Below are 13,253 nucleotides of genomic sequence, written 5' to 3' on the forward strand. Positions count from 1 at the left end.
TCACCACCCTATTCCTGCAATCCCATACTTGAAGTTCTTTCCGTCCAGTCGCCGCTGAGCTCGTCCTGTACGATTTCTTTTAATACCACTGCGTCATCATTTATATCGGTCACGATCCCGAAATTTTGACCCACGTAATTGCCTATTTTTACTTGCTGGATATTTTCATCCGGCGTTTTTATCAAGGCATACTTCAAATTGGCTTTGCTGAGCGACCCCACATACTTGAGGCTTTCCAGCGGATAACCCTCCAGCGGCTCACGTGCACGACTGAGATTGGGCTGCAAGCCTCTTCCGGATTGAGCCTTGCGTGCCTTGAATGGATCATGCAAGGTGCCATCCGCGTTGTACTCAAACGGGCTGTAAGGCTTCACTTCGGGGATAGGTTCGATCTTGACTTTCATGTCCTTGGCCGCGTTCTGCATGAACTGGTCAAGGTCATCGCCCTGATCACCGCCGCAGGCACTGAGCACCAATGCCAGACACATGGCGCAAAACACGTGCAGCGATGCCAGGGTGGAGGTTGGGGAATTATTCATCATGATTGGCCGCATCCTTATTTCTTGATCGCTTTGTCAGCGGCTTTTTTGGCGGCCACTTCATTGGCATCCAGATAGCGGTAGGTCTTGGCGACGGCTTCCATGACCAGCTTCGAATCCTTGCTATCCTTGTTGGCGCTGCTGATCGCAATGTCGTTCAAAGTCACGATGCGAGAAAGGCGAGATACATCCGCCGCAAACAGGCCAAGATCGTGGTAGTTACCTATCACCTTGATGGAAATGGGCATCTCGGCATAAAAATCCGCCACCACTTCCTGACCGGGTTTGAACAGCTCAAACTCCAGGCCACGCTCCAGGCCCACCTGGTTGATATCGGTGAGCAAGCCATCCATCTGGGATTTATCGGGCAACTGCTTCAGCAGTGCGCCAAATGTTCGCTCGATTTCCACCATCTGCTTTTTGTAAGCCTCCAGATTGATGGCCTGGCGCTTTTTGGTGACAAATACTTCGCGCAACTGGCCTTCCTTCGCTTTGGCCTGATCCAGTTCTTCCAGCGACGGGCTCCAGACAAACCAGTAACCAGCCGCCACAATCAGCAGCAACATCACGCCCAGCAATACCGCCTTCACCGGCAAAGGCAGGTTGCCAGCGGTCTTCAGATCAATCTGGTTGAAATCCTGTAAATTCATGAGATTTTGCCCTTGGGCTCATCAGCGCTGTCAGGCTGCCGGATCTTGATATTGACGTTCATGATGAAGTCGTTCTGCTTCATGCCATTCACGGTAGCGGATTTGATTTCGACCAGGCTGGGCGACTCCATGGCAGGCGAGCTGGAAAGGTTACGCACCAGGGCAGCCACACGCGCATTGGTATCCGCGATGCCTTCAATGGTAATGACGCTGCCTTGCTGCTTGATCGATTTAAGGAACATTCCTTCTGGCAGCTCACGTGACAATTCATCCAGCACCATTACGGTCTGGCTACGGTTGGTTTGCAGGTTTTCCACCACCTGCTTGCGCTCAAGCACCGCACTGATTTCGTTTTTCAGCTCCTTGATCTCGGCAATCTGCTGGTCAAGCTGCGTGTTCGCCTGTTCAAGCCGGGTATTGCGATTAACCTGGGAGTCAATATTGGCACCGATAAAGGTCTGCACCATAAACACAATGACGACGCCCAGAATCAACGTACCCACCAGCATGAGGTTGAATTCACGCTGACGCTCGGCGCGTTTGATCTGCCGGTGTGGCAGCAGGTTGATTCTGATCATGCATGCACCCCGCGCATCGCCAGCCCACAAGCAATCAGCATGGATGGCGCATCGGCCATTAATTGCTGCAGCTTGATCTTGGGGTTGATCGTCATGCCCGCAAACGGGTTGGCGATCATCGCATTTACCTGGGTGCGCTCCTGCACCAGGGCATCAATGCCGGGAATCGCCGCACACCCGCCCGCCAGAACGATATGGTCGACGCGGTTGTACTGGGTTGAACTCGTGAAGAATTGCAGGGCGCGCGCCACTTCAAGCGCCAGGGTCTGCATGAAGGGCTGCATGACTTCGGCCTCGTAGCTTTCTGGCAGGCCACCCTTGCGTTTGGAGATTTCGGCCTCTTCTGGCGTGAGGCCAAAGCGACGCTGGATTTCCTGGGTAAGCTGGCCGCCACCGAACGTCTGTTCGCGGATGTAAACCGATTGATTGTTGTGCAGCACATTGATGTGGGTCATCACCGCGCCAATATCCACAATCATCACGGTCTGCTCACGCCCCTGATTGGGCAATTGATTGGCGATCAGCGTGTAGGCCGCCTCGGTAGCGTAGGTTTCCACATCAACCACCAGCGCCTTGAGTCCAGCACCTTCCACCGCGGCAACGCGATCTTCGATTTTTTCCTTACGGGAAGCGGCAATCAGGACTTCAACTTCTTCTGGGCTGCTGGGAGCGGGGCCCAGCACTTGAAAATCGATATTGACTTCATCCAGCGAGAACGGGATGTATTGATTGGCTTCGCCCTCGACTTGCAGCTCCATCTCTTCTTCGCGCAAGCCGCCAGGCATGATGACTTTTTTACTGATAACAGCCGCAGCTGGCAACGCCAGTGCTGTGCGTTTTTCGCGGGAACCGAGCAGCTTCCAGGCGCGCTTGACGGCATCTGCCACCTGCTCAAGACCGGCAATGTTGCCATCGACGACAGCATCTTTGGCCAGCGAGGCGATAGCGTACCCCTCCAGGTGGTAACCACCCTTGCTTCCCGTCGACAGCTCGACCATTTTGACGGAGCTAGCGCTTATGTCCACCCCCACCAACGGCTGCGTCTTTTCTTTGAAAAAGTCGAATTTCAAAATGAAATTCCCTTTCTATATTGAGTAGTTACGCGCAACACTAATAATTTACATTAAATGCTAGCAACAAGTTTAAATAGTGTAAAGCGAATTATATTTTTCCATTTGGCCGATCAGACTCATATAATGTCCCCACATCGTTTACTGATTAAATCTCTCCATGCTTCCCAAAAAATGGTGGCAGTTTCTGATTCTGATTGCCCTGGTACTCGGATTGGTTTTCACTGCGCTCATCGGCCTCGCGGCCACCCTTATCTACCCGGAACTACCCTCGCTTGATGCACTGACGGACTACAAACCCAAGGTGCCATTACGGGTATATTCCGAGGACAATTACCTCATCGGTGAATTTGGTGAAGAGCGCCGCGCCTTCATCAAAATAGAGGATGTACCCGCCTCACTCAAACACGCCATTCTTGCCGCTGAAGATGAACGCTTTTACAAGCACGGCGGGGTAGACACCATGGGCATCCTGCGCGCCGCCATTGCCAACGTCACCTCCGGCAGCTTCAAGGAAGGCGCCAGCACCATTACCATGCAGGTCGCCCGCAACTTCTTTCTCTCCAGCGAAAAAACCGCTTCGCGCAAACTCAGTGAAGCCCTGCTGGCCATCAAGATTGAACACAACCTGACCAAGGATCAGATCCTTGAGCTTTATATCAACCAGATCTACCTGGGGCAGCGTTCGTATGGTTTTGCCGCAGCTTCACAAGTCTATTACGGCAAGCCTTTAAATAAATTGAGTGTGGCGGAAGCCGCCATGCTGGCCGGATTGCCAAAAGCACCTTCCCGCTACAACCCTTTTGCCAATCCAAAACGCGCCACAGCGCGCCAGCACTACGTTTTGCGGCGCATGCAGGAATTGCGCTACATCGATGAAAATACTTACAACAATGCTTTAAAAGAGCCGCAAAAATTCCGTCAGACCAAGCAAGTGCGCGACCTGTCTGCCGATTATGTGGCCGAAATCGCCCGGCAAATGATGTATCAGCGCTACAAGGATGACATCTACACCAGCGGCCTCAAGGTCTACACCACCATCCGCAAATCCAACCAGGAGGCCGCGAACAAGGCCGTGCTGCAAGGCATACTGGATTACGATAGCCGCCATGGCTATCGCGGCCCGGAAAAAGTGATTCATCCACCCGCACACGGCACCGAAGAGGAAGCCAACTGGGTGGACAAGGCCCTGGATGAGATAGAGGTATCAAATGGCCTGATCCCTGCCATGGTCATCAACCTGAGTCCCAAACTGGTGACCGTGCATTCGCAGAGCGGCGAAGATATCCAGATCACCGGCAACGGCCTGTCACTGGTGCAGAAAACACTGAATGAAAAAGACCCGACCAAGCGCAAGCTGCAACCGGGGGCCATTGTTCGCATCGTGAAGACCACGGATGGCTGGCAGATTACGCAACTGCCCCAAGTGCAGTCGGGCTTTATTGCGCTGGACCCTTCCAACGGGGCGGTACGTGCGCTGGTCGGCGGTTTTGATTTCAACCGCAACAAGTTCAACCACGTGACACAGGCCTGGCGCCAGCCGGGTTCCAGCTTCAAGCCATTCATCTATTCAGCCGCGCTGGAAAAAGGCTTCACTCCAGCCAGCATGATCGAGGATGAACCGCTCACGCTGTCGGCTGCCGAAACCGGCAGTGGCTCGGCATGGGAACCCAAAAACTTCGACAACACCTACGAAGGCCCGATGCGCATGCGTACCGCGCTGACCAAGTCCAAGAACATGGTCTCCATCCGCATTTTGCAAAGCATAGGCGTGCGTTACGCGCAGGATTACATTACCCGCTTTGGCTTCTCGCCCAAGGATCACCCTCCCTATCTGGCCATGGCGCTGGGTTCTGGCTCTGTAACCCCCTGGCAGATGGCAGGTGCGTATGCCGTGTTTGCCAATGGCGGCTACCGTGTACGCCCTTACATCATCAGCAAGATCGTGGACCCACGCGGCAAGGTAATCGAAGAAACCAAGTTTGATGAAGTTGGCAAAAATGCCGTGCGGGTGATTGATGGCCGCAACGCCTTCCTCATGACCTCCATGATGCAGGACGTGGCACGTATCGGCACCGCGGCCAAGGCCCGCCAGATTGGCCGTTATGACCTTGCGGGCAAGACCGGCACCACCAATAGCCAGGTCGATGCCTGGTTTGCAGGCTTTAACCCGAAACAAGTCGCCATCACCTGGATCGGTTATGACCAGCCACGCTCGCTTGGCAGCAATGAAACCGGCGGTCGCGCCGCATTGCCGATCTGGATAGACTACATGACCAGCGCCTTGCGCAATATGCCGGATGAGCCGTACTCTGTGCCTCAGGGCATCACATCGGTGAAGATCAACCCCCACACCGGCATGCGGGTGAGCGATGATGAAAGCGGCATATATGAATACTTCTATCAGGAATTCATGCCACCAGAAGCGGAAGACAATACCTTCAGTCCGATTCCAGGCTTCCCGACCAGCAAACCGCCAGAATCCACGGCGACGGATCCCACCCGGGCTGATCAGTTGTTCTAGCGTGACGGAAGTCTGGGGTTAGGGAAGATTCGTTGTTCTGGCGAGCGATTTACAGAGATTTTATAAAGCGTTAGCAATGCCCTCACGGGCGAGGTAGAGCAGGCATCATGGCAAAAGACAGTTCAGGCCGACAGCAGCATCTGAGACAGCTGATTGCACAGCAGGCGGCGCGCATGATGGCCGAAGAGGGCATCACCGACTTCAGCCATGCCAAGCGCAAGGCGGGCAAGCAGCTGGGGGCCACTGACATCAATTGCCTGCCGACCAATAGCGAGATTGAAGAAGAAATCCGGCTCTATCACGAGATTTACAACAGCGAAGATCAGCCGGAAAACCTGCGCCAGCTAAGGGCCGACGCCGTGATTGTGATGCGGCTGCTGGAACGCTTCAATCCACACTTGACCGGCCCGGTACTGGACGGCACCGCCGGCAAATTTGCGGAAACCCACATCCATCTCTTCGCCGACAGCCTCAAGGATGTCGAGATGTTCCTGCTGAATCAGCAGATTCCTTATGAAACCAACGAAAAATCCTACCGCGTCAGCGAAAGGCGCAGCAGTGACCGTAAAGGCGGGGACCGCAAGAAGGTCCCGGTATTTACACTGGAAGGGCCGCATGGCCTGATCCGGCTCAGCGTATTTGAAATAGACGACCTCCGCACCCCCACCCGCAGTCCGGCAAACGGACAGGCTTCCAGTCGTGTCAACCTGGATGGCCTTAAAGCGTTGATCGCCTTGTCCCGGTTAAATCCGGAACTTGAAATGTAGTGATTAAAGCGCGTTTTTGAAGAAATGCGCTAGCCACGCAACCAGCGCGCTACATCCATCGCAAAGTAAGTCAGGATTCCGTCAGCACCTGCACGCCTGAAAGCCAGCATGGCTTCCATGACGCAGGCCTGCTCATCGAGCCAGCCATTTTGCGAGGCCGCTTTCAGCATGGCATATTCGCCGCTGACCTGATAGGCATAGGTCGGCACCCCAAATTCATCTTTGACACGACGCACAATATCCAAATATGGCATACCGGGTTTCACCATCACCATATCCGCCCCTTGCTCTAGATCTAGCGCAACTTCAACCAATGCTTCATTTGAATTGGCAGGGTCCATCTGATAACTGTACTTGTTGCCCCGTCCCAGATTTGACGACGAGCCAACCGCATCCCGAAACGGCCCATAAAACGCTGATGCATACTTAGCCGAATAGGCCAGGATGCGGGTATGAATATGCCCGTGTTGCTCCAAGGCCTCACGAATGGCACCTATGCGGCCGTCCATCATGTCCGATGGTGCCACTACGTCAGCACCTGCTTCGGCATGGCATAGCGCCTGGCGGATCAACACTTCCACGGTTTCATCGTTCAGCACATAGCCACTGTCATCAATCAAGCCATCCTGACCATGCGTGGTGTAGGGGTCCAGCGCCACATCGGTGATGATGCCGAGTTCAGGGTGCGCCTGCTTGAGTGCACGCACGGCGCGCGGCACCAAACCTTGCGGGTTATAGGCTTCATTGGCATCCAGGCTCTTGCCTGCCTGATCCACCACCGGGAACAAGGCCAGTGCAGGAATTCCCAGACGCACGCATTCAGCCGCTGTTTGCAGCAGGTGATCTATGCTCTGCCGCACCACACCCGGCATGGAGGCTACTTCCTCCTGACGCTGCTCGCCATCCAGCACAAATACCGGATAAATCAGGTCATTTGTCGTGATGACGTTTTCGCGCATCAAGCGACGTGAAAAGGCATCACGGCGCATGCGGCGCGGACGGCTCATAAGGAATTGTTTGCTGGATGCGGACATGGGGTGATACTCCTCAGGCAAATACACGGGCGAGTTCGGCACCTGGCTCAGGCTGGCGCATGAACGCCTCGCCCACCAGGAAGGTATGCACCTCATGCTGACGCATCAGGGCTACATCTTCCGGCGTAAAAATACCGGATTCGGTGACGACGATTTTGCCCGCCGGAATGCGCGGCAATAATCCCAGCGTGGTATCCAGCGTCACTTCAAACGTGCGCAGATTGCGGTTATTGATCCCGAGCAAAGGCGTCTCCAGCTGCAGCGCCAAATCAAGCTCTTCCCCGTTATGCACTTCCACCAGCACCGCCATGTCCAGATCATGGGCAATGGTTTCCAGCTGGCGCATGCGTGGCAGATCCAGGGCGGCGGCGATCAGCAGTATGCAATCAGCGCCCATGGCCCGGGCTTCGTACACCTGATACGCCTCGATCATGAAATCCTTGCGCAACACAGGTAAGGCACACGCGGCCCGCGCCTGCTGCAAATATTCTGGCGAGCCCTGAAAGAAATCGCGATCGGTCAGCACGGAAAGACAGGCTGCACCGCCCTTTTCATAGCTTGCCGCAATCTGGGCAGGCTGGAAGTCTTCGCGAATTACCCCTTTGGAGGGGCTGGCCTTTTTGATTTCGGCAATCACCGCGGCCTGGCCTGCATTCATCTTCTGGCGAATAGCGCCCACAAAGTCACGCGGCGCTGGCATGGCCTGCGCGTCGCGCTGCACCATGACGAGCGGATGGGCGGCCATGGCGGCCTGCACTTCCGCCTGCTTCACGCGGAGGATTTTATTCAAGATATCGGACATGCTGGTTCCAATTGAAAAATACGCTAATGGATATTCGCTTGCTACTGGTACGTTTTGCCCTGGTATTCGAGCCAGCCTGGCGTATGGCGTTGCTGCGGGTCATGGTGCGTCCAGTGCACCACGCCACCCTTGGCATTCCAGACATATTCGCCATAAAACGCCAGCTCGTCGCCAACGCCCAGTGCGGGAATACGCGGGGCGAGGTCAATATTATGGGCAATCAGCACCGTGATGCCGTTTTCGAGGCGAACCAGTATGCGCTGATGCCGCGTACCGTCGTTGTCATCCTTGAGCACCTTCACCACGCGGCCACGCGCCTTGACCTGCACATGGCTGAGCCTGTGGTCAAACGCCTGCTGTATAACCGCATCGCCATCCTGCCAAGTCGCTGGCCGCGCCAGCTCGATGGGCTGGGGAGCTGGCGCCACTTCAGTCGCGGCAGAGGAAAAATGCCAAATGGTATACCCAGCGGCAATCGCCGCTGCCAGTATCAAACGCTTCATGCCGATGCAGCCAGGCTACGCAGGGCTTCCAGTTTCTGCATGGCAGCGCCGCTGTCGATCGCCTCGGCAGCACGCTGAATCCCCGCCTGCAAGGTAGCGGCCTGACCGGCCACATAAATCGCCGCACCCGCATTCAGCAGCACGATATCGCGCGCAGGGCCTTTTTCACCACGCAGGACAGCCTTGATCAACTCGGCAGATTCCGCCGCATTTTCTACGCGTATGCTATCCACATCATGCAAAGGCATCCCGAAATCACGAGGATTCAAGGTGTATTCCGTGACCACACCGTCTTTCAGTTCCGCCACATAGGTATCGCCAGAGAACGAAATTTCATCCATCTCATCGGCGCTGAATACCACCATAACATGCTCGCTGCCCAGTCGCTGCAGCGCATGCGCCAGCAAGGGCACCAGGTCTTTGTGGAATACACCCATCACCTGCCGTTTGGCCCCCGCCGGATTGGTCAGCGGCCCCAGCAGGTTGAACAACGTACGCACGCCGAGTTCACGCCGCACCGGCCCAGCATGCTTCATGGCGCTATGATGATTAGGCGCAAACATGAAGCCGATACCGACCTCATTCACGCAGCGGGCGACCTGCTCCGGCTGCAGGTTGATATTGACGCCCAGTGCCTCCAGCACATCAGCGCTGCCGGTCTTGGATGAAGCTGCCCGATTGCCGTGCTTGGCAATGCGAGCCTGCGCACCGGCGGCAACAAACGCCGAGCAGGTCGACACATTGAAGGCCTTGTTCACCGCCCCGCCCGTGCCACAGGTATCAATCAGATAGGCGTCATCCGCCACCACCACCTTGGTGGAAAGCTCGCGCATGACTTCGGCAGCCGCGGCAATTTCATCCACCGTTTCGCCCTTGACGCGCAAACCGATCAGCAGCCCGGCAATCTGCGCAGGCGTGAGCTCGCCGCCCATCACCTGCCGCATTATGGAGAGCATTTCACCATGGGTGAAATTCTGATGCTGGATCAGCTTTTGCAGCGCGGCCTTGACGGTCATGTCCATCAGTAGGCTTTCAGGAAATTATTCAGGAGATCGTGCCCGTGCTCGGTCAGGATGGATTCCGGATGAAACTGCACGCCTTCCACCGGCAGGGTTTTATGCCGCACGCCCATGATCTCGCCATCGTCGGTCCATGCCGTGATCTCCAGGCAATCCGGTATGGTTTCGCGCTCAATCACCAGCGAATGGTAACGCGTTGCCGTAAACGGATTGGGCAAACCGCTGAACACCCCGACATTGTTGTGGGATACCTGCGAGGTCTTGCCGTGCATCAGCTGCTTGGCGTGAATGATGCGTCCGCCAAACGCCTGCCCTATGCTCTGGTGGCCGAGACATACCCCCAGCAGGGGAATCTTGCCAGCAAACTCATGGATCAGCGGCACTGAAATACCTGCCTCATTGGGCGTACAGGGGCCGGGCGAAATCACAATGTGATCCGGCTTCAGTTCAGCCACCTTGGCCAGGTCAATTTCATCGTTGCGATAGACTTGCACATCCTGGCCCAGCTCACCCAGATATTGCACCAGGTTATAGGTGAACGAATCGTAGTTATCGATCATCAGCAGCATGATTATTCCTTCCCTTGAGCCAGTTGACCGGCATTGCTGTCCAGACCGGCGAGCACAATCTCGGCGGCGCGAATCACGGCTCTTGCCTTGTTCTGCGTTTCCATCCATTCGCTCTCGGGCACCGAGTCGGCCACAATACCGGCACCGGCCTGCACATAAAGCGTCTTGTCCTTGATCACGGCGGTCCGGATGGCAATCGCCAGGTCCATATCGCCATTGAAGCCAAGATAACCAACAGCACCCGCATAAATCCCGCGCTTGGAAGGCTCCAGTTCATCTATGATTTCCATGGCGCGCACCTTGGGCGCACCGCTCACCGTACCGGCAGGGAAAGTGGCTTTCAGCACATCAATCGCCTCCATGCCTGGCTTGAGCTTGCCTTCCACGTTGGACACGATATGCATCACATGCGAATAGCGCTCAATCACCATGCTGTCTGTGACCTTGACCGAACCCGTCACCGCGACGCGGCCCACATCGTTACGGCCGAGGTCCATCAGCTGCACATGCTCGGCACGCTCCTTGGGGTCAGCCAGCAGCTCTTCGGCCAGCGCAATGTCATGCTCGCGCGTCTTGCCGCGAGGACGGGTGCCGGCAATCGGGCGGGCAGTGACCATATCGTTTTCCAGCCGCACCAGAATTTCAGGTGAAGCACCGACCACATGGTGATCGCCCATGTCGTAATAAAACATGTAAGGCGATGGGTTCAGGCTGCGCAATGCGCGATAGAGCGACATGGGGGATGCAGCAAACGGTTGTGACAAGCGTTGCGCCAGCACCACCTGCATGATGTCGCCATCAAAAATATAGCGCTTGGCCTGGTCGACGGCCGCCTTGAAATTGGCTTCGCCAAACTCCGATACCGCTTCGCTCGGCGCCATCGCAGGCGCTTGAGGAATGGCGACGGGTTGACGCAGCTGCGTCAGCAATTGCTGCAGGCGCTGATGCGCTGCTTCATAGGCGTTATCGGTCGCGGGGTCCGCATACACGATGAAATAAAGCTTGCCTGACAGATTATCCACCACAGCCAGCTCTTCCGACACCATGAGCAGAATATCGGGCACGCCCAGCGCATCAGTTTTTGCATGCGCGTTGCGCGCGAGCCGCGGCTCGATGTAGCGCACGGTTTCATAGCCGAAATAACCGGCCAGGCCGCCGGTGAAGCGCGGCAAGCCCTGGTAAGGCGGTGTTTTGAAACGTGCCTGATACTGTTTGACGAAATCCAGCGGATTAATATCAGCGGCGGACTCAATCACGACATCGTCCTGCAACACCTTGATATCGCGATCATGCGCCACGATACGGGTACGGGCAGGCAAGCCTATGATGGAGTAGCGGCCAAATCGCTCACCGCCCTGCACAGATTCCAGCAGGTAGGAGAAAGGACGATTCGCCAGTTTGAGATAGAGAGAAAGCGGGGTATCGAGGTCGGCGAAGGTTTCGACGACCAGCGGAATGCGGTTATAACCCTGGTCCGCCAGGGCCTTGAACTCGTGCTTAGTGATGGTTTGTAACATAGTAATTCCCAAGTCTTGTATGTGCGTCAGGCGCAGGCATGCGCCCTCTAGATGCGTCCCGCAGGACGTTCGTCAGAGTTCAGCGCCACCATCGCCAGCTGAGCTGGCATTTAAAGTCCTGGAAATTCATCAATTTACCTTGGATCACACGTGTTGATCATACGTTAATAAAAAAGCCGCCTCTTGCAGGCTGTCAATCACCGCATCCGCCCCCAGCATATCGGCAGGCTGCCCGCGATTATACCCATACGAAACCGCAATCGCCGCACATCCCGCGGCACGCGCTGCGCCAACATCGGCAGAGGAGTCACCTATCATCACCATCTGCGCGGGGCTGACGCCAAACATTTCGGCCATATGCAGCAAGGGCAACGGGTCCGGCTTTTTGCGCGGCAGGCTGTCTCCTGACAGCACCAGCGGAAAATACGGCAACATACCCATCGCTTGGAGCAGTGGCAACGTAAAGCGTTCCGGTTTGTTGGTAATACAGGCCAGCTTGTAGCCGGCCTCATGCAACTGCTTTACCGCTTCCATCGCACCGGGGTAAGGCGCACTGCGCCGCGTCAACACCTCGGCATAGTGCTCAAAAAACAGGGCCTGTGCCTGCTCAAACGCCACGGCATCGGGTTCCGCTTCCATCTCCCCCGTCAGCAGACGCTTGACCAGCCGCGCCGCGCCATTGCCCACATAGGTCATGACCAGCGCTTCTGGCAGGGCTGGCCGCCCCAGGGCGAGCAGCATGCGATTCGCCGCATCAGCAAGATCCGGAGCGGTATGCAGAAGCGTACCATCCAGATCGAGCGCCACGGCGCGCACCGGGATCGGGAAATTCACCACGGGGATTCCGCAGGGCACTCCATGTGCCACCGCTTGCGCGATGGCAGCAGGATTACACCTTGGCCAGCTCGGCGCGCAGGTTGCCGATGATGGTGTCGTAACGGTTAGGATCGGTATCCTTGCCAGCACCGAACACGGCGGAACCAGCCACGAAGGTATCAGCACCAGCACGGGCGATCTCGGCGATATTGGCCGTATTCACACCACCGTCAATTTCCAGCCAGATTTCACGGCCAGTCTTTTCGGTGTAGGCATCAATGCGGGCACGGGCCTGACGCAGCTTGTCCAGCGTGCCAGGAATAAACTTCTGTCCACCAAAGCCAGGGTTAACCGACATCAGCAAAATCATGTCGACCTTGTCCATGACATAGTCGAGGTAGTCCAGCGGAGTAGCAGGGTTGAACACCAGGCCGGATTTGCAACCCAGCTCGCGCACCAGCGACAGGCTACGGTCAATGTGGTCGGAAGCTTCAGGGTGAAAGGTAATGATGTTGGCGCCAGCCTTTGCAAAGTCAGGGATGATGCGATCAACAGGCTTGACCATCAAATGCACGTCAATAATGGCATCGGTCACTGGGCGGATGGCCTCACAGACCAATGGACCAATGGTCAGGTTGGGAACGTAGTGGTTGTCCATTACGTCGAAGTGAACGATATCAGCACCGGAAGTGATGACATCGCTGATTTCCTGGCCCAGCTTGGCAAAGTTGGCGGAAAGAATACTTGGGGCAATTCTGAATGGTTTGGCCATGGCTACGAATCAATCAGTTGAAAAACCCGCATTTTACCCGGATTTGTCACGTCTAGACAGCCCTTTAGCCCCGCCAGAGGTCAACATTTCGCC

At 56.0% G+C, this 13,253-nt stretch carries 14 protein-coding genes; 2 read left to right on the forward strand and 12 right to left on the reverse strand.

The features are described 5' to 3' along the window. Positions 1-8 precede the first annotated feature (8 nt). From MPQ_RS11975 to MPQ_RS11990, 4 genes are read right to left on the reverse strand one after another with little or no spacing between them, the layout of a single operon-like run. A complete protein-coding gene (locus MPQ_RS11975) occupies positions 9-542 on the reverse strand; it encodes a pilus assembly protein PilP (RefSeq protein ID WP_013443214.1) in 534 nt (177 codons plus the stop codon). Positions 543-556: 14 nt separating this feature from the next. After that, complete coding sequence (locus MPQ_RS11980; RefSeq protein ID WP_013443215.1) at positions 557-1,189, reverse strand: type 4a pilus biogenesis protein PilO; 633 nt, start codon at positions 1,187-1,189, stop codon at positions 557-559. Beyond that, positions 1,186-1,767, reverse strand: coding sequence for a PilN domain-containing protein (locus MPQ_RS11985; protein ID WP_013443216.1), 582 nt, complete (start codon positions 1,765-1,767; stop codon positions 1,186-1,188). Before MPQ_RS11985 ends, MPQ_RS11980 begins: the two co-directional genes overlap by 4 nt. Further along, entirely contained in the window at positions 1,764-2,837 is a 1,074-nt protein-coding gene (locus MPQ_RS11990; RefSeq protein WP_015830997.1) for a pilus assembly protein PilM, read from the reverse strand. The genes MPQ_RS11985 and MPQ_RS11990 overlap by 4 nt, the downstream gene beginning before the upstream one ends. 160 nt (positions 2,838-2,997) lie before the next feature. Here MPQ_RS11990 and MPQ_RS11995 point away from each other — a divergent pair, with 160 nt between their 5' ends. Next, positions 2,998-5,361 (forward strand): penicillin-binding protein 1A, encoded by a 2,364-nt coding sequence (locus MPQ_RS11995; RefSeq protein WP_013443218.1) that lies wholly within the window; start codon positions 2,998-3,000, stop codon positions 5,359-5,361. Positions 5,362-5,468: 107 nt separating this feature from the next. After that, the gene (locus MPQ_RS12000; RefSeq protein WP_013443219.1) at positions 5,469-6,128 is read left to right on the forward strand and encodes a hypothetical protein; all 660 of its coding nucleotides are present in this window, start codon (positions 5,469-5,471) and stop codon (positions 6,126-6,128) included. A 29-nt stretch (positions 6,129-6,157) separates the two neighbouring features. On the opposite strand, the gene hemB is transcribed toward MPQ_RS12000, so the two are convergent. The 8 genes from hemB to rpe form a co-directional block, all read right to left on the reverse strand. After that, entirely contained in the window at positions 6,158-7,162 is a 1,005-nt protein-coding gene (gene hemB, locus MPQ_RS12005) for a porphobilinogen synthase (RefSeq protein WP_041362404.1), read from the reverse strand. A gap of 13 nt (positions 7,163-7,175) precedes the next feature. Continuing rightward, complete coding sequence (trpC, locus tag MPQ_RS12010; protein WP_013443221.1) at positions 7,176-7,964, reverse strand: indole-3-glycerol phosphate synthase TrpC; 789 nt, start codon at positions 7,962-7,964, stop codon at positions 7,176-7,178. 41 nt (positions 7,965-8,005) lie between these two features. Further along, positions 8,006-8,467, reverse strand: coding sequence for a DUF3465 domain-containing protein (locus MPQ_RS12015; protein WP_013443222.1), 462 nt, complete (start codon positions 8,465-8,467; stop codon positions 8,006-8,008). Further along, the gene (gene trpD, locus MPQ_RS12020; RefSeq protein WP_013443223.1) at positions 8,464-9,489 is read right to left on the reverse strand and encodes an anthranilate phosphoribosyltransferase; all 1,026 of its coding nucleotides are present in this window, start codon (positions 9,487-9,489) and stop codon (positions 8,464-8,466) included. Before trpD ends, MPQ_RS12015 begins: the two co-directional genes overlap by 4 nt. After that, entirely contained in the window at positions 9,489-10,055 is a 567-nt protein-coding gene (gene pabA / locus MPQ_RS12025; RefSeq protein WP_013443224.1) for an aminodeoxychorismate/anthranilate synthase component II, read from the reverse strand. Before pabA ends, trpD begins: the two co-directional genes overlap by 1 nt. 2 nt (positions 10,056-10,057) lie before the next feature. Next, positions 10,058-11,572 carry an anthranilate synthase component I gene (trpE, locus tag MPQ_RS12030; RefSeq protein ID WP_013443225.1) on the reverse strand — a complete coding sequence of 505 codons (1,515 nt, stop codon included), beginning with the start codon at positions 11,570-11,572 and terminating at the stop codon, positions 10,058-10,060. Between the two features lie 144 nt (positions 11,573-11,716). Beyond that, complete coding sequence (locus MPQ_RS12035) at positions 11,717-12,409, reverse strand: phosphoglycolate phosphatase (RefSeq protein WP_013443226.1); 693 nt, start codon at positions 12,407-12,409, stop codon at positions 11,717-11,719. Positions 12,410-12,461: 52 nt separating this feature from the next. After that, positions 12,462-13,160, reverse strand: a complete 699-nt coding sequence (gene rpe, locus MPQ_RS12040) for a ribulose-phosphate 3-epimerase (RefSeq protein WP_013443227.1) — start codon at positions 13,158-13,160, stop codon at positions 12,462-12,464. Positions 13,161-13,253 lie beyond the last annotated feature (93 nt).

Source organism: Methylovorus sp. MP688, from assembly GCF_000183115.1.
GTDB classification, from domain to species: domain Bacteria; phylum Pseudomonadota; class Gammaproteobacteria; order Burkholderiales; family Methylophilaceae; genus Methylovorus; species Methylovorus glucosotrophus.

Coding starts and splice junctions, on each gene's coding strand:
- trpD (WP_013443223.1), bottom strand. CDS start 9,489: ATGGACATGACCGTCAAGGCCGCGCTGCAAAAGCTGATCCAGCATCAG.
- trpE (WP_013443225.1), bottom strand. CDS start 11,572: ATGTTACAAACCATCACTAAGCACGAGTTCAAGGCCCTGGCGGACCAG.
- MPQ_RS11985 (WP_013443216.1), bottom strand. CDS start 1,767: ATGATCAGAATCAACCTGCTGCCACACCGGCAGATCAAACGCGCCGAG.
- rpe (WP_013443227.1), bottom strand. CDS start 13,160: ATGGCCAAACCATTCAGAATTGCCCCAAGTATTCTTTCCGCCAACTTT.
- MPQ_RS12015 (WP_013443222.1), bottom strand. CDS start 8,467: ATGAAGCGTTTGATACTGGCAGCGGCGATTGCCGCTGGGTATACCATT.
- pabA (WP_013443224.1), bottom strand. CDS start 10,055: ATGCTGCTGATGATCGATAACTACGATTCGTTCACCTATAACCTGGTG.
- trpC (WP_013443221.1), bottom strand. CDS start 7,964: ATGTCCGATATCTTGAATAAAATCCTCCGCGTGAAGCAGGCGGAAGTG.
- hemB (WP_041362404.1), bottom strand. CDS start 7,162: ATGTCCGCATCCAGCAAACAATTCCTTATGAGCCGTCCGCGCCGCATG.
- MPQ_RS11975 (WP_013443214.1), bottom strand. CDS start 542: ATGATGAATAATTCCCCAACCTCCACCCTGGCATCGCTGCACGTGTTT.
- MPQ_RS12000 (WP_013443219.1), top strand. CDS start 5,469: ATGGCAAAAGACAGTTCAGGCCGACAGCAGCATCTGAGACAGCTGATT.
- MPQ_RS11980 (WP_013443215.1), bottom strand. CDS start 1,189: ATGAATTTACAGGATTTCAACCAGATTGATCTGAAGACCGCTGGCAAC.
- MPQ_RS11995 (WP_013443218.1), top strand. CDS start 2,998: ATGCTTCCCAAAAAATGGTGGCAGTTTCTGATTCTGATTGCCCTGGTA.